Raw genomic sequence first — 22485 nt, 5'->3', positions numbered from 1 at the left:
GTCAGCCTCCGGTGGGACCGAATCGTTCGGTTCTGATGCGCTCGGGGGCGTGGCCGAGCGCGAGCAGCAGGTCGGCCGCCGCCTCCACGAACCCCGTCGGCCCGCACACGTAGCAGTCGGGCTCGAACGTGGCCGGCCAGCCGCCCTCGGCCAGGTCGTCCAGCATGATGCGGCGGGCGGGGCGGGACACGCCGCCGGGGGCCGAGCGGGTGTAGAGGTAGGAGACGTCGAGGCCGGGGTCGGGGCTGCGCAGCTCGTCGGCGTAGTAGCGGCGGTCGGGCGCGCGCAGCGAGTACACCAGCCTGAACGGCACGCGGCTGCCCGCCTGCCGGCGCGCCCTGATCATCGCCATCAGCGGCACGATGCCCGACCCGCCGCCGACCAGCAGCACCGGCGGCTTGCTCTCCGTACGCCAGACGAACCAGCCGCCCACCGGGCCGCGGATCTCGATCTGGTCGCCGGTCTCCATCACCTCGGTCAGGTACGGGGACACCTCGCCGTCGGGCACGCTCTCGACCGTCAGCTCGATCATGTCGCCGTCGGCCGGCGCGGCCAGCGAGTAGCTGCGCTGCGCGGTGTAGCCGTCCTCGGCCGTCAGCCGCACGTCCACGTGCTGGCCCGCGAGGTGTCCAGGCCAGCCGGGCACCCGGAGGCGCAGCGTGCGCGCGCTCGGGGTCTCGGCCCTGGCGGCGACCAGCTCGGCGGGCCGCCAGACGAGGCGGCGGCGCACCTCAGTCGCCCTCGTAGCGCTGCTCGCGCCACGGGTTGCCGTAGTTGTGGTAGCCGGCGGTCTCCCAGAAGCCCGGCCAGTCCTCGTTGAGCAGGCGGATGCCGCGTACCCACTTGGCGGACTTCCAGAAGTACAGGTGCGGCACGATCAGCCGGGCGGGGCCGCCGTGCCGGGGCTCCAGCTCCTCGCCGTCGAAGCGGTGCACGATCCACGCCTTGCCGTCGAGCAGGTCCTCGACCGGCAGGTTCGTGGTGTAGCCGCCGTAGGAGTAGACCAGGGCGTACTCGGCGGCCGACTCGACGTCCTCGAAGAGCACGTCCAGCGAGACGCCCTCCCACGTGGTGTCGAGCTTCGACCACTTGGTCACGCAGTGGATGTCGACGGTCGGCGTCTCGGTGGGCAACTGCATGAACTCCGGCCACGACCAGCGGTGGGTCTGCCCGTCCTCGGTGTCGATGGCGAACTCCCAGCGGTCGAGCGGGATCCGCGGCGTCGGGCCCGCCGACAGCACGGGGAAGTCCTCGACCAGATATTGGCCGGGCGGCAGCCGCTCGCTCTCGTCCCTGCGTCTACCTGTGAAACCGCGCGAAATGATGGCCACGTCCGCCTCCCGAGGCCATTTCACCACGATCCGCCCCGATGGTCGCCGGCGACGCGCGGGCTCAGGGGTGCGCGGTCAGGGTGCGCGGTCAAGGTGCGCGGTCAAGGTGCGGGGTCGGGCAGGCGGTCGGAGCGCGGCCAGACGTAGGGGAGGTCGTCCGGCTCGTCGCCGAAGACCGGCCGGTAGAAGTCCGGCTCCTTACGCAGCAGCGCCGAGCGGTGGCTGAGGTGCAGCGCCTCGTCGCCGAGCCAGGGCGGCAGCTCGCCGGCCGCGGCCAGCTCGCTCTGGTCGCGTACGCCCGGCCTGCCCAGATGCGCGGCCAGCTCGGTCGTCATCGTGCCCGCGCACGTGTCGGAGCGGTCCAGGGAGCACCAGCGCACGCACACTTCGAGGCCGTAGCGGACGAGCGCCTCCGCGTAGCCGGTCCACATCTTGACGACGGGGTGGTGGCGCCAGCCGTAGCCGGGGACGGTGAGGGCGCGCAGCACCTGGAGCGCCTCGACGCGCTGCTTGCCCAGCCGCAGCGGGTCAAGAACCGCCGCCGATGCCGCGAAATCCGGATAAGGCAGGAATGTTTGCATCGGTCCCCCCGCTGACGTGCCCCTTCTCGCGGATCGTATAGACCGCCCGCCGCCCGGCGCTCACAATCAAGCCATGGGAGACGCCTATGTCGGTGCTCGGACGCCGCGACGGGAAGACGCCAGGCTACTCACCGGAAAGGGACGCTACGTCGGCGCGGTGCGCCTGCCCGGCACGCTCCACGCGTACGTGCTGCGCAGCCCCATCGCCCACGGCCGGTTCCTCGGCTGCGACGCCAAGGCGGTCAGGGCCCTGGAGGGGGTGATCGACGTCATCACCTCCGAGGAGGCCGCCGGCCTGCGCCTGCCCTGCGTCAGCGTGACGCCGGGCCAGCAACTCGACTCCTACCCGGTGCTCGACGACACGATCAGGTACGCGGGCCAGCCGCTCGCCGTCGTCGTCGCCCGTACGCCGGAGGCCGCCAGGGACGCCGCCGACCTCCTCGACCCCCACCTCGACGAGCAGCCCGCCGTCGTCGGCGTCGAACGCGCCCTGGAGGACGACGCGCCCGCCATCCACCCGGAGCTGGGCGGCAACGTGCTCGCCGACTACACCATGGGCGACGACGACTGCCAGGCCGCCGTGGACGGGGCCGCGCACGTCGTCGAGATGACGTTCAGGATGGGCCGGGTCTCGCCGTACCCGATGGAGCCGCGCGGCGTGGTGGCCGCGTACGACGGCGACGAGCTGACCGTGCACATCTCCTCCCAGGCGCCCCACCACGTGCGCGAGCACCTGGCCGACGCGTTCGGCATGGTCCACGACCGGGTACGCGTGATCAGCCGCGACACCGGCGGCGGCTTCGGCGGCAAGGAGCACGTCTATCCCGACGAGGCGCTGATCTGCCTGGCCGCGATGCGCACCGGCCGCCCGGTGAGCTGGACGGAGTCGCCGGGCGACCGGGTGATCGCCACGCTGCCCGCCCGGCAGGCCGTGCACCGGGCCCGGCTGGCGCTCGACGACGACGGGCGGTTCGTCGCGATGTACGTGGACGTGCTCGGCGACCTCGGCGCCCATCCGTCGAACGTGGGCTGCTCGACGTTCGCGGTGACGGCCACGCTGCTGCCGGGGCCGTACCGGTTCGACCGGTTCGCCGTCCGCGTGCGCGGCGTCCTCACCACGACCACCCCGACCGGCTCCTACCGCGGCTTCGGCATGCCCGAGGCCACCCTGACCAGGGAACGGCTGATCGACGAGGCGGCCCGCAGGCTCGGCATCGACCGCGTCGAGCTGCGGCTGCGCAACATGTACCGGCCGGACGAGCTGCCCTGCACGACCCGGGTGTACCAGACGTACGACTCGGGCGACTACCCGCGCGCGCTGAGCACGGTGAAGGACCTGGTCAGGCCGGTTGCGAAGGACGACGGGCGCAGGCGCGGCATCGGCTACTCCTGCCACGTCGAGTCCACCGGCATGGGCCCCTCGATGGACATGAAGGCCATCGGCATGCTGGCCGCCGGCTACGAGAGCGCCGTGCTGCGCATGGACCAGGACGCCTCCGTGGTCGTCACCTCGGGCGTCGTCTCGATGGGCCAGGGCATCGAGACGACGCTGGCCCAGCTCGCCGCCGACCGCATGGGCGTGCCCATCGAGTCCGTACGGGTGGTGCTCGGCGACACGGCGGCGACCCCGTACTCGTCGGTCGGGTCGGTGGCCAGCCGCTCGCTGCCGCTCGGCGGCGGCGCGCTCACCCAGGCCGCCGAACGGCTGCGCGGCAAGCTGCTGGCCATCGCCGCGCACCGGCTCGAAGCGGCCGTCGGCGACCTGGAGATCGCCGGCGGCGCCGTGCGGGTGAAGGGCGACCCGCGGGCCGCACTGACGCTGCGCGAGCTGGCCACCTCGGCCTGGCGCGGCTGGGACCTGCCCGACGGCATGCAGCCCGGCCTTGAGGAGCGGGTCAGCTACGACCCGCCCGCCTACACCTTCGCGTACGGGGCGCACGCGGCGGCCGTGGCCGTCGATCCCGAGACCGGGGCCGTCGAGGTCGAGGGCTACTGGGTGGTCAACGACTCCGGGGTGCTGGTCAACCCCACCGTCGTCGAGGGGCAGCTGCGCGGCGCCGTGGCGCAGGGCATCGGGCAGGCGCTGACCGAGGAGATCGTCTACACCGAGGAGGGGCAGCCGATCACCGAGTACCTGCTGCCGACGACGCGCGAGATACCCGACATCGAGGTCGTGATGATGGAGACGCCGTCGCCGGTGACGCCCGGTGGCATGAAGGGCGCGGGTGAGGCCGGGACGATCGGGCCGCCCGCGGCCATCGCCAACGCGGTCGCCGACGCCCTCCCGGAGATCGCCGGCGCGATCACCCAGGTCCCGCTCACCCCGTCCACCGTCTGGTCCCTGCTGCGGCAGGCGCGATAGGAGCTTTCCTGCTCGTGGTCAGGCCGGGGACGGGCCGCCGATGAGGTCCTCCAGGGCCTTGCCCGACTCCGACAGCGCCCGCTCCAGCGCCTGCCGGCCGGCCGGCTTGTGCTCGGCCTCCGGCCGCTTGCGGCGCTTGGCGTCGTTCTTGGGTGCGTTGTGGTCTGCACTGCTCATGCGGGTGTGCGTACCCGGCTTGTCGCCGTCGTGCGCGGCGACAGGCAAATCCCTGCCGATTTCTCCCCGAAACTTTGACCCGTTGGGGCCTTCCATACGTACACGTTTCGACGGCCGTGTACGTCAACCCCTAGGCAGGTCCTCTTGTTGAGCGACAAGCGCGTCAGCCGCCCCTCAGCATCGGAAAGAGACGCCATGACCAGGCTGCGATCGACTCGCCGGAGCCGTCAGCAGTATGCGTGGCCGTTGCGCGAGGACGCACGGACGGCCGGCCACGCCCGAGCCCTCACGCGGGAACAGCTGGCGGAAATCGCCCTCCCTCCTTCCCTGGTGGACGACGCGGTGCTCATGGTGAGCGAGCTCGTCACCAACGCCCTCATGTACGGCGACGACCCGTACGAGCTGCTGCTCCTGGTGGACCCGAGGGAGGTCATGTGCGTCGTCGTGGACGGCAGCCCCCTGCTGCCCGCCCCCGCGCCGCACGACCTCGCCGCCGAGCACGGGCGGGGCCTGCGCATCGTGGCGCGGCTGTCCGACGGCTTCTACGGCTGTCACCCGCAGCGCTACGTCACCCGGCCCGACCTGGTCGGCAAGGCCACCTGGTTCGCGATCCCGCGCCAGGGGGCGGCGGGCAACGTCGTACCGATCCGGGCGGGGCTCTGACGCTCTGACCGATAATCGAGGCGTGCTGCGGCCATCGAGGCGTTCCTTACTGCGGTTGGGCGGCGTGGCCGTGGCCGGGACGGCCGGGGCGCTGGCGCCCGCGCGGGCGGCGTACACGCCGGACACCGCGTTCGTGCTGCTGCGCCGCCGCTGGCGGGAGGTGACGGCGGGGCCGCCGCACGATCCGCGGGCCCGCACCTACCGGGCGCTGGGCCGGGCCGCCGCCCGCCACCTCGCCACGATGGCCCCTCGCTCCTCCTCGCTCTGGCCCGACGAGCCTTTCCCCTCGTCCACGGTCACGCCTGGGCGGCTGCGGACGATGGCGCACGCGTACGTGATCGACGGCACCGGCCTGACCGGCGACCCGGCCCTCGCCGAGGCGGTCGAGGAGGGCGTCGCCCATTACCGCCGCCACGTCTACGCCGCCGGCGCGGACCCGGTCGGCAACTGGTGGCACTGGCAGATCGGCATCCCGCGGGCGCTGCTCGACGCCGTCGTGCTGACCGGAGCGGACGATCCGGCGCTGGCCGAGTCGGTGGACCACTTCGTGCCGCCGCGCCGGCTGCGCCACTACACCGGCACCAGCACCGCCGCCAACCGGGTGGACCTGTGCCTGGTGACGCTGCTGCGCGCCATGCTCACCGACGACCACGCCCGCGCCGAGCTGGCGGTCTCGGCGCTGGCGCCGGTGCTCGTGCCGGTGTCGGAGGGCGACGGGTTCTACCGGGACGGCTCGTTCGTGCAGCACACGTCCGTGCCCTACCAGGGCGGTTACGGCGTCACGCTGCTGTCGGGTCTCGCCACCCTGTACGCCGTGTTGCGCGGCACGCCGTGGGAGCTCGCGGACGAGAGGGCGTTCGACCTGGTGGAGCGCTCTTTCGCGCCCTTCGTTCGTGACGGGGCCTGCATGGATCTCGTCCGCGGCCGGGGGATCAGCAGGAGGTCGTGGGGCGACCACGAGCGCGGCAGGGAGATCGCCGCCGCCGTGCTGCTGCTGGGCGAGAGCGCACCGGCCGCGTACCGGGAGCGGTGGCAGGCCATGGTCAAGGGGTGGGCGGTGCGCGGGACGTACCGGCCGATGCTGGAGCACGCCGCGCCGGCCCTGCACGCCCGGCTCGCGCCGATCATGTCCGACGCCGCCGTGCCCGCCGCGCCCGAGCCGGTCGGTCACCGGCTGCTGCCGATGAGCGCCCGGGCCGTGCACCGCAGGCCGGGCTGGTGCGCGGCGCTCAGCATGGCCTCCGACCGCATCGGCCACTACGAGCACGGCAACGGCGAGAACCCGCGCGGCTGGCACACCGGCTCCGGTCTGCTCTACTGGTGGGCGGGCGGGCACGGCGACCACTACTCCGACGGCTTCTGGGCGACCGTCGACCCCTACCGGCTGCCCGGCACGACGGTCTCCACCCGGCGGCTGCCCGACGGGGCGGGGGAGGCGTGGGGCGGCACGCGGACGCCGTGGCGGTGGGTGGGCGGCGCGAGCGACGGCACGTACGCGGCGGTGGGCCAGCACCTGAGCGGGCTGGAGAGCACGATGGAGGCGTTCAAGTCGTGGTTCTTCCTCGACGACGCCGTGATCTGCCTCGGGGCCGGCATCACCGCACGCGACGGCGTACCGGTGGAGACGATCGTGGACAACCGCAGAACCACCGCCCTCCTCACCGCCGCCGGCGGCTGGGCCCACCTTGAGGGCCACGGCGGCTACGTCGTCCCGGGACAGCGGCTCCGCACACTGCGGGAACGCCGGTCCGGCGGCGGAGTCCGGCGCGACTACGTGACGCTCTGGCTCGACCACGGCGTCGATCCGCGCGCCGCCTCCTACCAGTACACGCTGCTGCCCGGCGCGGACCTGGAGCGGACCCGCGCCTGGGCCGCGGACCCCGGGCGGGTGCGGGTGCTCGCCAACACCGCCAGGCTCCAGGCCGTCCACGTGCCCGCGCGGCGTCTCACCGCCGCCTGCTTCTGGAACGCGGGCACCGCCGGGGGCCTGACCGCATCCGCACCGTGCGCCGTGCTGGCCCAGGAGCATGCCGACGGCACCGCGACGCTGACCGTCGCCGACCCCCGCCGCGACCTCGCCGGACTGGCCGTCACCTGGGCGGCTCCGGTGGCCGGGCTGCTGCGCGGACCTGCCCGGTCATCGGGAAGGACGTTGATCTTCGAGCGGCTCGGCGGCCTCGAGGGCGGCTCGGTGACCGTCACCTTGCGCCTCGGCACGGGATGAGAACCGGGGGAGCCGGGGTTGAAGGATCCTATGGGAGCAGCGATGAGCGGGCGGGCGTTGGTTCTGGGCGGCGGCGGGATCGCCGGCATCGCGTGGGAGACGGGGGTGATCGCCGGGCTGGCGGAGCAGGGCGTCGACGTGCTCGGCGCCGATCGGATCATCGGCACGTCGGCGGGGTCCACGGTGGCCGCGCAGATCACCAGCGGTGTTCCGCTGCCCGATCTGCTCGCCCGCCAGACCGATCCCGCCCTGCACACGCCCGAGCTGGACTCCGGGGTGCCGATGGAGGAGCTGTGGGCTCGCTTCCAGCAGATCGCCGAGAGCACCTCTGACCTCGAGGCGCAACGGCGCGAGATCGGCGCGCTGGCGCTGGCCGCCGAGACCGTCGCCGAGGCGGAGCGCAGGGCCGTGATCGAGGCCCGGCTGCCCGTTCACGACTGGCCGGAGCGTGATCTCGTCGTCGTCGCTGTGGACGCGCGGACGGGCGAGCCTCGCCTGTTCGGGCCGGACGACGGCGTGCCCTTGGTGGACGCGGTGGCGGCCAGCTGCGCGGTGCCCGGGGTGTGGCCCTGCGTGACCATCGGCGGCGCCCGCTACATGGACGGCGGCATCCGCTCCAGCACCAACGCCGACCTGGCGGCCGGGTTCGAGCGGGTGCTCGTGCTGGCGCCCATGCCCGACATGGGGGAGCCGGCCTGGTCCGGGCTGAAGGGCGCGGTCGAGGTGATCGAGCCCGGCGAGGCTTCGCTGGCCGCTTTCGGCACGAACCCGCTCGCCCCCGCCTCCCGCACCCCGAGCGCCAAGGCCGGCCACGCCCAGGGCCGCGCCGTCGCCACCAAGATCGCCACCCTCTGGGGCTGACGGAGGTGCCGGGCCAGGGGATCGCCGCCCGCGCGGTGGATGGCGGGGCGTCGGAGCACGGGGACGGCGTTCGGCCCGTCCGTGCGGTGGATGGCGGGGCGTCGGATCGTGGGGTCGCCGTGCAGTTCGTGCGGGAGGCGGTGGCCGCTGCGGATGCGGATCTGCCTTCGCTGTGGCGGCCCGGGGCCACCCGCGTCGCGTGTGACGAGGCGATCGAGCTGGTGCGGGAGCTCTGGCAGCGCACGAATGACGAGCTGCTGGCCCTCGGACCGCGTCCGGTGCCTCCTGGCACGTTCCGGATGATCTTTCTCGGCCTGATCCATGCTCCTGACCTGAGGACGGCGCTCGACCGGTTTGTCCAGTTCGCGGCGCTCACCACCGGGTTCTCGCGGAGCCGGCTCGTCGTCGGCGGCGGGACGTGCCGCATCGAGATCGCCGCCGAACCGGGAGCCGTCGTCAGGCCGCTCGCCGCCGAGCTGATGCTCGCTCTCGTGCATCGGTTCGCGGCTTGGCTGGCGGCGCGGCGGGTGCCGCTGACGGCTCTGGAACTGCCCTTTCCCGAGCCCGGCCACAGCGCCGAGTACGTGTCCGTCTTCGGCGTCGTGGCCGCCTTCGACGCGCCGGTGGCGGCCATCGAGTTCGACGCCCGCGAGCTGAGCGCTCCCGTCGTCCGCGAGGAGGGCGACCTGCTGGCGTATCTCTGCAGGTCACCCGCCGACCTCATCCACCACCGCGATTACGGTACGACGACCGCCGACCGCGTACGCACGATCATCGAACGTGCGCAGGCGGCCGGCCGCACCCAGGCCGCCGACGTGGCCGCCCGGCTGTCGATCAGCCCTCAGCACCTGCGGCGGCTGCTCCGGCAAGAGGGCACCTCGTTCCAGCGCATCAAGGAGGAGGTGCTGCGCGACCTCGCCGTCGCGGACCTGAGGCTCGGCGGCGCGTCGGTCGAGGAGATCTCGCGGCGGCTCGGCTTCTCCGAGCCCAGCGCGTTCCGCCGGGCGTTCGCGCGCTGGACGGGCCGCCCGCCGGGCGAGTACCGCGCCACGCTCACCGCTTCCGGACTCACTGCGTCCGAACCCACCGCTTCCGGACTCACTGCGTCCGGACTCGCCGCTTCCGGGCCGTGAGCCCGATCATGACGGTCACGCCGGCCAGGCACGCCCAGGCGAACACGTCCCCGATCAGCCGGTAGGGCGTCGCGCCGCCGCCGCCCGTGGGCACGTCGGAGAAGACCACGTGCCGCTCGGAGCCGCCGTGGTCGTGCATGGCCAGACTCCTGCCGCGCGCGTCGAAGGCGCCCGACACGCCGAACTCCGCCTGCCTGATCATCGCGTAGCCGTTCTCGATCGAGCGCAGGTTCGCCTTCTGGCTGTGCACGGGACCGATCTCCGCCCAGTCGCGGGCGGGGACGATCATGATGTCCGCGTCCACCCGCATCAGCTCGGGGAAGTCCGCGTCGAAGCAGGTCACGGTGGCGAGCCGCCCGTACGGGGTGTCCACCACCGGCACCACACCAGGCCCCGCCGGGTACGACTCCAGCCCGGGGATGGGGTGCGACTTGTCGTACCGCCACAAGCGGGCGCCGTCGGGGCCGAACAGGTAGGTGCGGTTGGCCGCGTACGGTTCGGCCTGCAGGAAGTGGTACACGGCGGCCTGGAGATAGATCCGCTGCTCCCTGGCCACCGCCGCGACCCGCCCCAGGAACGCCTCCTCGTCCCCCTCCAGCAGGTTGGCCGCCTGCTCCGACCAGATCACGATCCGCGCGCCCGCCTGGGCCGCCTCCCGCGTCCTGGTCAGCAGGTTGTCGTTGGCCTTCGCGAACGCCGCGCGCACCGCCTGCCGGTCCTGCTCCACCACGCTGCGCGCGGTGAAGTCGTCACCGATCACGCCGCGCAGCTCGCGGGTCACCGAGGTGTCGGGGCTGATCCCGGCCACCCGCACGCTCGCCTCGCCGACCGGGGCGAACGCCAGCCGCGCCCCGCCCGCCAGCAGCAGCGCGAGCAGCACGGCCGCGTACGAGCCCACGACCCGTATCGCCGCCCCGCGCGCCCACACGTGGTTGACCACGGTCGCGAACCAGCCGATGAGGAACCCGATCCCATAAGGCCCGGTCACCGCCACCACCTGCAGCAGTGCCAGGTTGCCGTGCTGGGTGGCGGCCGGCACCCCGAACGCCGTCCCGAACGGGCTGAGCACCGTCATCAGGAACGCGCACGCCGCCGACGCCGCGGGAAACGCCAGCAGGCCGGTCAGCAGGCCGGCGCGCGGGGTGACGAGCCGGTCCACGACGTACGGCACCACGGTCAGCGTGCCCAGCGCGATGATGCCCACGACGACCAGCGGCGTCACCGGCACCGCCGTCTCCACCAGCCAGAACACCCCCGACACCACCGACGCCGCCCACACCGCGAGCAGCCCGGTGAGCGCGGGACCCGTCCTGACGAACCGCAGCAGGAAGACCGGCGACAGCCAGGCCGCCACGGGGACGTCGAACCGCCCGTGCACGGACAACAACCACAACAACGCTCCGGCGGCCAGCCACAGCCACCGCCGGTCGAGTCTCTTCACCATGCCGGCGACGCTAAGTGCGCGGCCCGGTGCCGGTCTGTGACAGGAACACGCGTGATCCGTGACCGAGGCGCGCCGTACCATCTCGTTAAGGGGCTGACGAGCGGAGCGACCGATGGAGCCGTTGACCTTCGAGAGCCGTGATCTCGGCCAGGCCGAGGAGTTCCTCAGCAGGGCGTACGCCAGCATGAGCATCGGCTCCGACGTCGACCGCCCGCACACCCGCGTCTCGCGCCGCGTGGCGGGGGCGGTGAGCGTCGATCACGTGGAGTTCGACTTCCACATGAGTTACGCCGTCGATCCGCTCGGCAAGGTGTGCCTGTGCGTGGTCGAGTCGGGCCGCATCGACCAGCGGGTCGAGGGCGAGGAGGAGGACGTGTTCCGGCCGGGTGACGCGGTGCTGATCACCCCGCCCGACCGGCCCTACAACGGGCTCATCAGCCGGGCCGGCTTCACCATCATCATGTTCGACACCGACCTGCTACAGCAGGTGGCGGGCGTCCTGCCGGGCCGGCCGCCGGAGCCGGTCCAGGTGTTCGGCCACCGGCCCGTCTCCGCCGCCGCCGCGCGCCACCTGTACAGGACGCTGACGTACGTACGCGACGACGTACTGTCGGACCCCGGCCTGGCCGCGGAGCCGCTCGTGGCCGCCGGCGCCGGGCAGCTGCTCGCCGCCACCGTGCTCGCCACCCTGCCCAGCAACGCCGCGCTGCCCGGTGACGAGGTCGCCGCCGACCGCCGCGACGCCCACACCCAGACCCTGCGCCGCGCGGTCGCCTTCATCGACGAGCACGCCGACGCGCCGCTCGGCATCGCCGAGATCGCGGCCGCCGCCCGCGTCAGCCCACGCGCGCTCCAATACGCCTTCCGCCGGCACCTGAACACCACCCCGCTCGGCTACCTGCGCCGGGTCCGCATGGCCAGGGCCCATGACGAGCTGCGCGCCGGCGACCCCGCCACCCTCACGGTCACGTCGGTCGCCGCCCGCTGGGGGTTCTTCCACCCCGGCCGCTTCGCCGCCTCCTACCGGGCCGTCTACGGCCGCACGCCGAGCGAGACCTTGCACGGCCTTCGTTCCGTGGACGTCCGGTCACTCGGCGCTTCGCCTGACGTGCTGACCGTCCCCCGAACCGGGACGACAGTGGACGGTAAGGAAACGACGAGCACCACGGAGCCCTAGCTGCAACGGAAAACCGCACCGCCATGTCGCCCCTGACCTACGATCGCCGTGACCTGCCCGGCGGCCTGCTCATCACGGTTGGGGGCGAGCTCGACTCCACCAACGAACGCGGTCTGGAGTCCTTCGTCCACGAGCACCACCGCCCGGGTCAGGACCTGATCCTCGACCTCGGCGGGCTCACCTTCATCGACAGCCGCGGGCTCTACCTGCTGCTCCGCCTCGACGCCGCCGTACGCGAGCGGGGCGGCGCGCTGCGCCTGGCGGCCGTCCAGGACGCGCCCGCGCGCGTGCTGCGGATCTCCGGCGCCTGGCCGGCCTTCGACATCCACCCCGACGCCGAGACGGCCATGCACGCGCACGGCACCACATGACACCTGTCATACGACTCGGGCTGGCTGTGGACAACCTGCTGCTGGGTCTCCCGATGGCGATGTGCTTCGCGGTCGCTCTGTCGTACGCGTTCGGCGAGCCGGCCGAGGACGAGTCCTAGCCGTCCGCTCGGCCCCAGCAATGCCCTCATAGCAGGTAATTTCTCGGGAAGACCGCCACGTCCCGTCGTGGGGTGCGAGTGCCGGTCGGCCTAGCGTCGGCGGCATGAAGATCGACGTGGTGCTGCCCTGCCTCGACGAGGCGGCCGCCCTTTCGTGGGTGCTCGGGCGCATGCCGGATGACTTCCATCCGATCGTGGTGGACAACGGCTCGACCGACGGGTCCGCGCGGATCGCCGCCGAGCTGGGCGCGACGGTGGTGAGCGAGCCCAGGCGCGGGTTCGGCGCCGCCTGTCACGCGGGGCTGGCCGCCGCCGCCTCCGACGTCGTGTGCTTCATGGACGCCGACGCCTCGCTCGACCCCGCCCAGCTGCCCCTGGTCGCCGGGCCCGTCCTGGCCGGGGAGCGCGACCTGATGCTGGGCCGCCGCGTTCTGGCGCCCGGCGCCTCCTGGCCGGTGCACGCCAGGATCGGCAACGCGGTGCTGGCCTCGGTGCTGCGCCGGCGTACGGGGGTGCCGCTGCGCGACCTCGGCCCGATGCGCGCGGCCCGCCGCGTACCCCTCCTCGACCTGGGGCTGATCGACCGCCGCTTCGGCTACCCGCTGGAGATGGTGCTGCGCGCCGGCGCGGCGGGCTGGCGCATCGGCGAGACCGACGTCGCCTACCTGCCGCGCAGGGGCCGCTCGAAGGTGACCGGCACGGTACGCGGCACACTCCGCGCGGTCGGCGACATGCGCCGCGTCATGACCCGCCACCGCACCGCCGCATGACCCCGCCTGACGGGCAGGTCATCGTGATCGCCAAGGAGCCGGTGCCGGGGCGGGTGAAGACGCGGCTGGTGCCGCCGCTCACACATGAGGAGGCGGCCGAGCTGGCCGGCGCCGCGCTGGAGGACACCCTGCGCACGGTGGCCCGCGTCCCTGGCGCCGGGCGGGTGCTCGCACTCGACGGGGCGCCGGGGCCGTGGCTGCCCGCCGGGTTCACCGTGCTTCCCCAGCGTGGGGACGGGCTGGACGAGCGGCTGGCGGCGGCCTTCGAGGACGCGCACCGGCTGCGGCCGGTCCCCATGGTGCTCGTCGGCATGGACACCCCGCAGGTCGGCCCCGGCATGCTGGCCGACGCCCTCGCCCTGCTCGACAAGTACGACGCGGTGTTCGGCCCGGCGGTGGACGGCGGCTTCTGGCTGCTCGGGCTGCGCGCGCCAGATCCGGGGCTGCTGGTCGGCGTGCCGATGTCGGTGCCCACCACGGGCGAGATCCAGCTACGCAGGATCTGGGAGGCCGGGATGAGCGTCGCCCTGATGCCGTGCCTGACCGACGTGGACACGATGGCCGACGCGATCGAGGTGGCGGCGCTGGCCCGGGGCTCCCGGTACGCGGCGGCGCTCGCCGGAATGGGAGCACGACGATGACGACGGTGCTGGTGACCGGTTCCGATGGCTTCATCGGCGGCCACGTGGTGGCGGCGCTGGAGGCGCAGGGCCACCGGGTGACCGGGCTCGACCTGCGGTCGGGCGACGACGTACGCGACGCGGAACGGCTCGACCGGCTGCTGCCCGGCGTCGGCGCGGTCGTGCACCAGGCGGCCAAGGTGGGGCTCGGCGTGGACGTCGCCGACCTGCCCGGCTACGCCTCGGTCAACGTGTACGGCACCGCGGTCCTGCTCGCCGCGATGGCCAGGCACGGGGTGCGGCGGCTGGTGCTGGCCTCGTCGATGGTGGTCTACGGCGAGGGCGCGTACGACTGCGCGCGGCACGGCCGGGTGCGCCCCGGCCCGCGCTCGGCCGACGACCTGGCGCGGGGGTCGTTCGAGCCGCGCTGCCCCCGCTGCGGGGACCGGCTGGTCCTGGCCGAGATCGACGAGGACGCGCCGGTGGACCCGCGCAACGCGTACGCCACCACGAAGCTGGCCCAGGAGCACCTGGCCGCGAACTGGGCCCGCGAGACCGGCGGCACGGCGGTGGCCCTGCGCTACCACAACGTGTACGGGCCTGGGATGCCGCGCGACACGCCGTACTCGGGGGTGGCGGCGATCTTCCGGTCGGCGCTGGAGGCCGGGCGGGCGCCGCGCGTGTTCGAGGACGGCGGCCAGACGCGCGACTTCATCCACGTCCGCGACGTCGCCGACGCCAACGTGGCCGCCCTCGGCGGCGGCACCCCCGGCACCCTGACCGCCTACAACGTGGCCAGCGGCGTCCCGCACACGGTGGGCGACCTCGCCGAGGCCCTGGCGGCCGAGCGCGGCGGCCCCGCACCGGTCGTCACGGGCGAGTACCGGCTCGGCGACGTCCGCCACATCGTCGCCAGCCCCTGCCGCGCCGCCACCGACCTCGGCTTCCAGGCCCGCACCGGCTTCACGGAAGGCATGAAGGAGTTCGCCACCGCCCCCCTCGCCTGAGGCCCGACCGTGGAGGAGTATGCGAGCCGTCCGAACGAGCCCGTCCTGAGGAGGGGGCGGCGGGGGAGGGCGACGCGCGGCGCCGTGCTGTGGCGCCGGGGCGGGGGCACTGCGCCGCGTCGGCGCGCCGCCGGCGGGGTGCCGTGGGGGTGGGGCGTGGGGGCGGGGGCGCTGCTGCTCGGGCTGGTCGGTGCGCTCGTTCTGACCGTTACGGCGGGTTCGCTCACGGGGGACTTCTCGCGGCATATCCGCTGGTATGCGGTGTCCTGGGTGCTGTTCGCGGCGGCCGTGTGGGCGGTGCGCAAGGTGCCGGGGCGGTGGGCGGTGTTCCTGCTGGTCGCGGGGGCCGTCGTCGTACCCGCGACGGGGTTGCTCGCGCCGCCCACCACCAGCACCGACTCCCACCGGTACGTCTGGGACGGGCGGGTGCAGGCGGCGGGTATCTCCCCGTACGCGCACGCGCCCGGCGACCCCGCCCTCGCCCCGCTGCGCGACCCCTGGCTGTTCCCGAGGGGTACGGCCTGCCATCACCCCTACCGGTACCCGGTCCACGACCCCGATGGCTGCACCCGCATCAACCGTCCGGCCGTCCACACCATCTACCCGCCGCTGGCGGAGGCGTACTTCCTGGTCGTGCACCTGCTCTCACCCGACGCGAGCCGCCACGAAGCGCTCCAGGCAGGCGGCGCGCTGCTGGCAGCGGGGACGTCGCTGGCGCTGCTCGCCGCGCTGCGCAGGCGCGGGCGGGATCCTGTGATGGCGGCGTGCTGGGCGTGGTGCCCGGCCGTGCCGCTCGAAGCGGTCAACAACGCCCACGTGGACGTCCTCGGCGTGCTGCTCACCGTGCTCGCCCTGGGGGTCGTCACGCGCGGCAGGGGAGCGCTGCTCGGGGCGGCGATCGCGGTCAAGTTCGTGCCCGCGCTGGCGGTGCCGGGCGCGCTGTCCGGGCTGCTCGCCGGGGGAGTGCCGCTGCGGCGGCGGGTACGCGACGCGGCGGCCATCCTCGTCCCCGCCGCGCTCGTCGTCGCCCTCGCCTACCTGCCGTACGCGCTCACGTCCGGCGGCTCCGTCCTCGGCTACCTGTCCGGCTACCTGGACGAGGAGGGCTACGCGAGCAGCGGCGGCACCCGGTACGCGCTGCTGCGCCTGCTCCTGCCCGACGCGGCGGCGCCGGCGGCGGCGCTCGCGGTCCTCACGGTCACGGCCCTGCTCGTGCTCCGCCGCGCCGACCCCGACCGGCCGTGGCAGGGGGCGCTGGTGGTGACGGGGGTGGCGTTCCTGGCGGTCACGCCGGGCTACCCCTGGTACGCCCTGCTGGTCGTGGCGCTGGTCGCACTCGACGGCCGGTGGGAGTGGCTGGGCGTCCCGCTCGCCGGGGCCGCGGCCTACCTGGGCATCCAGCAGGACGTCGGCACGGTGGCGTACGCACTGGCGGCGATCGCCGTGGTGACGGGAGCCGTCGTTCGCAGGAGCCGGTCATCAAAACTCCTTGAGCGTGGATAGCCCGGGCCTCAGCCCCGGGGAGGAAACGCGGCACGGTGCCGCCCTGTCTCGAACATAATCTCGATAATCAACTGATCGCATGATAGAAGTGAACCGTGGCGCAGGTCGTGAAGCGGGCCTACAAGTACCGCTTCTACCCGACTCCCGGGCAAGCCTCTGACCTTGCCCGGACGCTCGGCTGCGTCCGTCTCGTCTACAACAAGGCACTCGAGGAGCGCACCCGCGCCTACCTGCTGGTGGAGGAGAAGATCACTGCTGCGCCGGCTCCCGTCGGTGCCCGCGTGGGCGTGGACGCCGGGATCACGTCCCTGGTCGCCCTGTCCACCGGGGAGAAGATCGTCAACCCGCGGCATGAGCGCGCCGACCGCCGCAGGCTGGCCAGAGCCCAGCGTGCCCTGGCGCGCAAGGCCAAGGGCAGTGCGAACCGGGCCAAGGCCCGGCTGAAAGTCGCCCGTGTCCATGCCCGCATCGCCGACCGGCGTACCGATTTTCTGCACAAGCTCACCACCCGTCTCGTCCGTGAAAACCAAACGGTCGTGATCGAGGACCTCACCGTTCGCACCTTGGTGAAGAACCATTCGCTCGCCCCTGCCATCTGCGACGCCTCATGGCGCCAGATGCGCGGCATGCTGGAGTACAAGGCCCGGTGGTACGGGCGGGAGTTGCTGGTCGTGGACCGGTGGTTTCCCTCCTCGAAGCTGTGCTCGGCGTGCGGCACCTTGCAGGAGAAGATGCCGCTGAACGTGCGGAATTGGGGTTGCGCCTGCGGCACGATGCATGACCGGGACGTCAACGCCGCGATCAACATCCTCGCCGCCGGGCTGGCGGAGAGGTGAAACGCCTGTGGAGCCGGTGTAAGACCTCAAGGGCACAGGCCCGGCGGGCGACCGGCGGTGAAGCAGGAAACCCGACCCGTGAGGGTCGGAATCCCCGGCTTCGGCCGTGGGGAGGATGTCAAGAGAGGGCGGCGAACCACCGCCGCGCCACGCTCCACTGCTCGACGTGCGGGAACCCGCAGCGCCCGGCGAGCGGCCCGATGTCGTCGGCCGAGACGGTCGCCCAGGTGAACCACTCGCCGGCCCGCCCGCCGTACCGCAGCCTGATCCGGTCCACAGAGCTCTTGGAGCCGGGCGGGCGGACCTCGGTCAGCACCGTCCCGCCCGGCCTGACGAGCTGCCGCATCCGGCGCAGCAGCGCCGCCGGGTCGCCGCCGATGCCGATGTTGCCGTCCGTCAGCAGGGCCTCCGCCCACCGGCCCGCGCCGGGGAGCGGGCCGAAGACGCAGCGCTGCAGGGCGAGACCGCCGGCCCGCAGAGTCAGCTCGACGGCCAGCGGCGTCACGTCGATGCCGAGCGCGAACACCCCGCGCCTGGTGAGCGCCACGGTCAGCCGGCCTGGGCCGGAGCCGACGTCCAAGGTGGGGCCGCCGCAGCGGGCCAGCACGCCCTCGTCGCCCTCGATGGGACGCAGCCACCGCTCGGCGGCGAGCGGGGTGACGCGGCCGTCGGCGTACTCGACCTCGACGTACCCGCCGCGCAGGCCGTGCTCGTAGAAGGCGCCGATCATGCCGCTGCGCCGTCCTCGTGGCTCGCGCTCGTCGCGCGGCCGCTCAACGATCCGGCCGTCCCGCGGTCCGCCGCCGCATCGCGTAGAGCAGGCCGGAGCCGGCGAAGAGCACCAGCGTGACGATCAGCCATCGCAGCAGGTAGGGGGCGGTGCTCAGCCCGGCCGCCGCCCGATAGTCGGCCTCGGCCCTGCCCAGGATGAGCGGGAACCACACCAGCAACAGCAGCAGCGACAGCGCGGCGGGCACCCGCACGTGGTTGAGCCACGGGCGACGCCTCCGCCCGCGCAGCGCACCGTCGGCGGCGGTGTAGAGCGGCCACATGACCAGGTCGTGCAGGATGATCGCGCCGACGAACCACACGGCGAACCCCATGAGGATCCCCGCCCCCACCACCCGCGTCAGCGCGTAGCCCGCCACCGCGAAGCAGGCGGCGAGCCCGGCGAGATGCCACGGCGAGGCACCGTAGATCCGCCGCCACCCACCGGGGCCGGTCACGAGGGCTCCTGGTGGAAGTCGAGCCGGTGCACCCACTTGGTGGTGTGCACGCCGGGTGCGTTAGGCACCATGATCCGGGCGGGAAAGCCGTGGTCGAGCGAGAGGTCGGCGCCGTTGACGCGCAGGGCGAGCAGTGAGCGCGGGTCGGCCACCTGGCGGGGGCTGAAGGACGCCGAGCCGAAGTAGCCGACCCGCTGCACCGACGTGGCGGTGACCCCGGCCGTCCCCGGCGCGAAGCCGGCCAGCCGGGCCAGGTCGGCCAGCCGGACGCCCGTCCACTCCTGCTCGGTGGACCAGCCCTCCACGCAGGCGATCGGCAGCGCGTACGTGTGCAGCGGCATCGCCAGCAACTCGGACCTGGTCAGGACCACGGGACGAGACCCCGCGAGGGTCAGCCGCCACGCGTCACCGGTGTCGGCGGCGGTCACACCCAGGCTGGCGGCGGTCTTGTTGATCTGGAAGTCGTTCGGCCCCGGCCCGTAGGAGCGGCCGTGCGGCGCGAGCAACGCCGTACGCCGCAGCGGCCCGTCCAGCGTCTGCCCCACCGACAGCCCGAACATCAGCAGCGACCCGCCACCGACGAACGCCAGCACCCCGCGCCGCGAGATCGTCGGCTCGGCCGGGGAGGCCGCCACCAGCCCGTCGGGATCGGGCGGCTCAGGCCGGGTGTCGGCCAGGCCGGTACGCAGCTCGCGCCGGAAGTCCCTGGACCGCAGGGCGCGCACGGCGGTGGGCAGCTTCACCGCGACGTGCACGACGAGCGCCGCCAGGAAGATCCACGCCCCGTAGAAGTGGGCCGGATAGAAGGAGAACGGGAAGACGTAGAAGAGCTGGATGTTCAGTATCCCGGTGGCGAACTGAAAGACCGCCCCGCCGACCAGCAGCACCAGGCTGACGCGCTCGACCGCCTGCGACACCGACCGCGCGGGCGGCCAGTCGAACAGCTTGGGGATCACCGACCACAGCTTGGCCAGCAACACCGGCACGAGCGTCAGCCCGAGGATGACGTGCGCCCCCTGGGTGACCCGGTAGAGCCAGGCGGGATCGGTGGGCCACTCGAACAGGTAGAAACCCAGCAGCCCCTTGCCCGGGGTGGTGTCGTTGCCCGGCAGCCGCGGCTCGTACGCCGCGTACGACAGCAGCCCGGTGATCACGACGACGGCCAGCCCGACCAGCAGCACCATCCCGAACACCGCCGTGAGCCACGGCCCGCGCAGCGGGCTGCGCCAGAACCCCGGACGGAACGGTCCGGGCGGTCCCGTCCGCCACCACCGCGCGAGCCGTCCCGGCGCTTCCCTCTCAGGCGGCATGTCAGGCACTGGCTCCCCCGGACGGCGTCATGCGTTTGCCAGGTGTCCTTACCGAAAGCGCCGTCCTCGATGCCTGACCTCGGTAAACATTGCGCCAGACTGCCCGGGCCGGTGGCCTGGCCGCCCTCGCGCAGCAGCTTCCGAGTCCAGGGTAGAACGTTCGGTATTGACGCCTCCGCCCTTCCAGGTGCATGATGTGGGAGATAGAACGTTCGGTATACCAAACCCGAGGGCACATCATGAGCGACACCCTTTACACCGGCATCGCCACCTCCACCGGCGACGGCAGGGCGGGAGGACAGGTCAGGACCAGTGACGGCCTGCTCGACGTCACCCTGGCCATCCCGAAGGAGATGGGCGGCCCCGGCGGCGCCACCAACCCGGAGCAGCTGTTCGCGGCCGGCTGGGCCTCGTGCTTCCACTCGGCGCTCAAGGCCGTCGCCGCGCAGCGGAAGACCCCGGTGACCGACTCCGCCGTGATCGCCGAGGTGCAGGTGCACCCGACGCCGGAGGGCGGGTTCACGCTCAGCGCCGCCCTGCACGCCGAGCTGTCCGGCATCGAGCAGGAGGTGGCCGACCAGCTCGTCGAGGCCGCCCACGCGATCTGCCCTTACTCCAACGCCACGCGCGGCAACATCCCGGTCACCGTGGACGCGACCGTCGCATGAAGCCGGCGGCCGGGCCGTGACGGACCCACCGGCCCGGCCGCCTCTCGAATCCGACCCCCTGAAAGGATCATCGTGACCACCGTCGACACGCCCGCCACCACCAGCAGCGTCGCCCAGGCCCTGCGCAAGCTCTACTTCGTGCGCTTCGCCTTCCAGCTCGTCTGGGCCGGCCTGGTGTTCGCCACCGCCTCCCAGCTCGGCCCGCTCGGCATCGCCCTCGTCGTCATCTACCCGCTGTTCGACGTGGGCGCGGCCATCGTGGACGCCCGTTCGTCCAAGGTCGCGGGCACCCCCTACGGCCTGTACGTCAACATCGCCATCAGCACCCTGGCCGCCATCGGCCTGGGCGTCGCCGGCACCGCCGGCGTCCCGGGAATCCTGCGCGTGTGGGGTGCCTGGGCCATCGTCTCCGGGATCGTCCAGCTCGTCGTGGGCGTCGTCCGGCGCAGGATGGGCGGCCAGTGGCCGATGATCCTGAGCGGCGGCATCTCCGTCCTGGCCGGCGCCTCGTTCTTCATGGGCGCCGCCGCGCCGAACCCGATGCTCACCAACATCGCCGGTTACGCCGTCCTCGGCGGCATCTTCTTCCTGATCTCCGCCCTGCGCCTCGGCCGCGCCGCGAAGGGAAAGTGACATGGACACCACCACGTACGACGTCGTCGTCATCGGCGCGGGCCCGGTCGGGGAGAACGTCGCCGACCGCGTCGTCCAGGGCGGGCTGACCGCCGCCATCGTCGAGCGCGAGCTGGTCGGCGGCGAGTGCTCCTACTGGGCGTGCATGCCGACCAAGGCGCTGCTGCGCAGCGCGGCTGCGCTCAGGGCGGCCCGGCAGGTGCCGGGGGCGCGCGAGGCGGTGACCGGCGACCTCGACGTGGCCGCCGTCCTGCGCCGCCGCGACTCCTTCGCCTCGAACTGGCAGGACGACGGCCAGGTGGCCTGGCTCGACCAGGCCGGCATCGCGCTCCATCGCGGGCAGGGCAGGATCACCGGGGAGAAGACCGTCGAGGTGCGCGGCGACGGCACCGTGACGACGCTGACCGCGCGGCACGCCGTCGTCGTCGCGACCGGCAGCGGCGCGCTGGTCCCCGACGTTCCGGGCCTGCGCGAGTCGTCCCCGTGGACGAGCCGCGAGGCCGTCGCCGCGAGCGCCGTGCCGGGCAGGCTCGCGATCATCGGCGCCGGTGTCGTGGCGTCGGAGCTGGCCACCGCGTTCGCCGCGTTCGGCTCGTCGGTGACGGTGCTGGCCCGCGACGGCGTGCTGCCCCACGCCGAGCCGTTCGCCGGTGCGCGGGTGGCCGAGGCGCTGCGCGAGGCGGGCGTCTCCGTACGGATCGGCGCGGAGACCGCGTCCGTCAAGCGCGACGGCGACGGCAAGGTGCACCTCACGCTCACCGACGGCGAGCAGGTCGAGGCCGACGAGGTGCTCGTCGCTACCGGCCGCGTCCCCAACACGCAGGACATCGGGCTGGACACCGTCGGCCTGACCCCGGGCTCCTGGCTCACCGTGGACGACACGCTGCGCGTCCTCGGCGGCGACGGCACCCCGGTCGGGGACGGCTGGCTCTACGCGGCAGGCGACGTCAACCGCCGCGTCCTGCTCACCCACCAGGGCAAGTACCAGGCCCGCGCGGTCGGCGACGTCATCGTGGCCAGGGCGAAGGGCGAGCGGGTCGAGGACGGCCGCTGGGGCCGGCACGCCGCCACCGCCGACGAGCGCGCCGTGCCTCAGGTGATCTTCACCGAGCCGGAGATCGCCTCCGTGGGCCTCACCGCGGCCGCCGCGGAGACGGCCGGCATCAGGACCCGCGTCATCGACTACGACCTCGGCGCCGTCGCCGGCTCCGCGCTGCACGCCGAGGGGTTCAAGGGCCAGGCCCGCATGGTCGTCGACGAGGACCGCAAGGTGATCGTCGGCTTCACGCTCGTCGGGCCGGACGTCGCCGAGCTGCTGCACGCCGCCACCATCGCGATCGTCGGCGAGGTGCCGCTGGACCGGCTCTGGCACGCGATCCCGTCGTACCCCACGGTCAGCGAGGTCTGGCTGCGGCTGCTCGAAGCCTACGGCCGCTGACCGGGCGCGGCTCGTCCCGCCGGGAGGGGGC

At 73.3% G+C, this 22485-nt stretch carries 23 protein-coding genes and 1 pseudogene; 16 read left to right on the top strand and 8 right to left on the bottom strand.

The features are described from left to right. Position 1 precedes the first annotated feature (1 nt). From AB0K18_RS21645 to AB0K18_RS21635, 3 genes are all read right to left on the bottom strand, one after another. Positions 2-730, bottom strand: a complete 729-nt coding sequence (locus AB0K18_RS21645; protein ID WP_364916800.1) for a ferredoxin reductase — start codon at positions 728-730, stop codon at positions 2-4. A gap of 1 nt (position 731) precedes the next feature. Further along, positions 732-1331: a sulfite oxidase-like oxidoreductase gene (locus AB0K18_RS21640; RefSeq protein ID WP_364916797.1), complete on the bottom strand. Its 600-nt coding sequence runs from the start codon at positions 1329-1331 to the stop codon at positions 732-734. 101 nt (positions 1332-1432) lie between these two features. After that, complete coding sequence (locus AB0K18_RS21635; RefSeq protein ID WP_364916794.1) at positions 1433-1912, bottom strand: MSMEG_6728 family protein; 480 nt, start codon at positions 1910-1912, stop codon at positions 1433-1435. 73 nt (positions 1913-1985) lie between these two features. Between AB0K18_RS21635 and AB0K18_RS21630 the strand changes: the two genes are divergently transcribed. After that, positions 1986-4274: a xanthine dehydrogenase family protein molybdopterin-binding subunit gene (locus AB0K18_RS21630; RefSeq protein WP_364916791.1), complete on the top strand. Its 2289-nt coding sequence runs from the start codon at positions 1986-1988 to the stop codon at positions 4272-4274. A gap of 18 nt (positions 4275-4292) precedes the next feature. Here AB0K18_RS21630 and AB0K18_RS21625 read toward each other — a convergent pair whose 3' ends face one another. Beyond that, positions 4293-4451 (bottom strand): hypothetical protein, encoded by a 159-nt coding sequence (locus tag AB0K18_RS21625; RefSeq protein WP_364916789.1) that lies wholly within the window; start codon positions 4449-4451, stop codon positions 4293-4295. A gap of 246 nt (positions 4452-4697) precedes the next feature. Here AB0K18_RS21625 and AB0K18_RS21620 point away from each other — a divergent pair, with 246 nt between their 5' ends. The 4 genes from AB0K18_RS21620 (at position 4698) to AB0K18_RS21605 (ending at position 9332) form a co-directional block, all read left to right on the top strand. Continuing rightward, entirely contained in the window at positions 4698-5114 is a 417-nt protein-coding gene (locus AB0K18_RS21620; RefSeq protein ID WP_364916786.1) for an ATP-binding protein, read from the top strand. Between the two features lie 22 nt (positions 5115-5136). Continuing rightward, positions 5137-7338: a polysaccharide lyase 8 family protein gene (locus AB0K18_RS21615; protein WP_364916783.1), complete on the top strand. Its 2202-nt coding sequence runs from the start codon at positions 5137-5139 to the stop codon at positions 7336-7338. 42 nt (positions 7339-7380) lie between these two features. Further along, the gene (locus tag AB0K18_RS21610) at positions 7381-8199 is read left to right on the top strand and encodes a patatin-like phospholipase family protein (RefSeq protein ID WP_364916780.1); all 819 of its coding nucleotides are present in this window, start codon (positions 7381-7383) and stop codon (positions 8197-8199) included. A gap of 119 nt (positions 8200-8318) precedes the next feature. Further along, entirely contained in the window at positions 8319-9332 is a 1014-nt protein-coding gene (locus AB0K18_RS21605) for an AraC family transcriptional regulator ligand-binding domain-containing protein (RefSeq protein WP_364916779.1), read from the top strand. On the opposite strand, the gene AB0K18_RS21600 is transcribed toward AB0K18_RS21605, so the two are convergent. Further along, the gene (locus AB0K18_RS21600; protein WP_364916776.1) at positions 9298-10776 is read right to left on the bottom strand and encodes a nitrilase-related carbon-nitrogen hydrolase; all 1479 of its coding nucleotides are present in this window, start codon (positions 10774-10776) and stop codon (positions 9298-9300) included. The two genes, AB0K18_RS21605 and AB0K18_RS21600, sit on opposite strands and share 35 nt — an antisense overlap. 112 nt (positions 10777-10888) lie before the next feature. On the opposite strand from AB0K18_RS21600, the gene AB0K18_RS21595 reads away from it, so the two are divergent. The 8 genes and pseudogenes from AB0K18_RS21595 to AB0K18_RS21560 form a co-directional block, all read left to right on the top strand. Continuing rightward, positions 10889-11953 (top strand): AraC family transcriptional regulator, encoded by a 1065-nt coding sequence (locus tag AB0K18_RS21595; RefSeq protein ID WP_364916773.1) that lies wholly within the window; start codon positions 10889-10891, stop codon positions 11951-11953. Positions 11954-11976: 23 nt separating this feature from the next. Beyond that, positions 11977-12324: an STAS domain-containing protein gene (locus AB0K18_RS21590; RefSeq protein WP_364916770.1), complete on the top strand. Its 348-nt coding sequence runs from the start codon at positions 11977-11979 to the stop codon at positions 12322-12324. Further along, the gene (locus tag AB0K18_RS21585) at positions 12321-12443 is read left to right on the top strand and encodes a hypothetical protein (RefSeq protein WP_364916767.1); all 123 of its coding nucleotides are present in this window, start codon (positions 12321-12323) and stop codon (positions 12441-12443) included. The genes AB0K18_RS21590 and AB0K18_RS21585 overlap by 4 nt, the downstream gene beginning before the upstream one ends. 104 nt (positions 12444-12547) lie before the next feature. Then, positions 12548-13213: a glycosyltransferase family 2 protein gene (locus tag AB0K18_RS21580; protein WP_364916765.1), complete on the top strand. Its 666-nt coding sequence runs from the start codon at positions 12548-12550 to the stop codon at positions 13211-13213. After that, positions 13210-13854: a TIGR04282 family arsenosugar biosynthesis glycosyltransferase gene (locus AB0K18_RS21575; RefSeq protein WP_364916762.1), complete on the top strand. Its 645-nt coding sequence runs from the start codon at positions 13210-13212 to the stop codon at positions 13852-13854. The genes AB0K18_RS21580 and AB0K18_RS21575 overlap by 4 nt, the downstream gene beginning before the upstream one ends. Next, positions 13851-14840: an NAD-dependent epimerase/dehydratase family protein gene (locus AB0K18_RS21570; RefSeq protein ID WP_364916760.1), complete on the top strand. Its 990-nt coding sequence runs from the start codon at positions 13851-13853 to the stop codon at positions 14838-14840. Before AB0K18_RS21575 ends, AB0K18_RS21570 begins: the two co-directional genes overlap by 4 nt. Positions 14841-14924: 84 nt before the next feature. Next, on the top strand, positions 14925-16343 hold the full coding sequence (locus tag AB0K18_RS21565; RefSeq protein WP_364916757.1) for a glycosyltransferase 87 family protein: 1419 nt from the start codon (positions 14925-14927) through the stop codon (positions 16341-16343). Between the two features lie 95 nt (positions 16344-16438). Beyond that, positions 16439-17248 (top strand): annotated as a pseudogene (locus AB0K18_RS21560) (RNA-guided endonuclease TnpB family protein); the annotation flags it as partial. A 49-nt stretch (positions 17249-17297) separates the two neighbouring features. On the opposite strand, the gene AB0K18_RS21555 reads toward AB0K18_RS21560, so the two are convergent. From AB0K18_RS21555 to AB0K18_RS21545, 3 genes are read right to left on the bottom strand one after another with little or no spacing between them, the layout of a single operon-like run. Further along, positions 17298-17909 carry an SAM-dependent methyltransferase gene (locus tag AB0K18_RS21555; protein WP_364916755.1) on the bottom strand — a complete coding sequence of 204 codons (612 nt, stop codon included), beginning with the start codon at positions 17907-17909 and terminating at the stop codon, positions 17298-17300. A 43-nt stretch (positions 17910-17952) separates the two neighbouring features. Further along, positions 17953-18405: a hypothetical protein gene (locus AB0K18_RS21550; RefSeq protein ID WP_364916752.1), complete on the bottom strand. Its 453-nt coding sequence runs from the start codon at positions 18403-18405 to the stop codon at positions 17953-17955. Then, positions 18402-19715 (bottom strand): molybdopterin-dependent oxidoreductase, encoded by a 1314-nt coding sequence (locus tag AB0K18_RS21545; RefSeq protein WP_364916750.1) that lies wholly within the window; start codon positions 19713-19715, stop codon positions 18402-18404. The genes AB0K18_RS21550 and AB0K18_RS21545 overlap by 4 nt, the downstream gene beginning before the upstream one ends. Positions 19716-19954: 239 nt before the next feature. On the opposite strand from AB0K18_RS21545, the gene AB0K18_RS21540 reads away from it, so the two are divergent. The 3 genes from AB0K18_RS21540 to AB0K18_RS21530 all read left to right on the top strand — a co-directional run bounded on the left by AB0K18_RS21540 (position 19955) and on the right by AB0K18_RS21530 (position 22454). Next, on the top strand, positions 19955-20383 hold the full coding sequence (locus tag AB0K18_RS21540) for an organic hydroperoxide resistance protein (RefSeq protein ID WP_364916748.1): 429 nt from the start codon (positions 19955-19957) through the stop codon (positions 20381-20383). Between the two features lie 72 nt (positions 20384-20455). Beyond that, a complete protein-coding gene (locus AB0K18_RS21535) occupies positions 20456-21016 on the top strand; it encodes a hypothetical protein (RefSeq protein ID WP_364916745.1) in 561 nt (186 codons plus the stop codon). 1 nt (position 21017) lies between these two features. Next, positions 21018-22454 (top strand): NAD(P)/FAD-dependent oxidoreductase, encoded by a 1437-nt coding sequence (locus tag AB0K18_RS21530; protein ID WP_364916742.1) that lies wholly within the window; start codon positions 21018-21020, stop codon positions 22452-22454. Positions 22455-22485: the final 31 nt, after the last annotated feature.

This window comes from Nonomuraea sp. NPDC049421, assembly GCF_040677005.1.
Taxonomy (GTDB): domain Bacteria; phylum Actinomycetota; class Actinomycetes; order Streptosporangiales; family Streptosporangiaceae; genus Nonomuraea; species Nonomuraea salmonea.
This window is presented reverse-complemented; position numbering and strand designations above follow the sequence as displayed.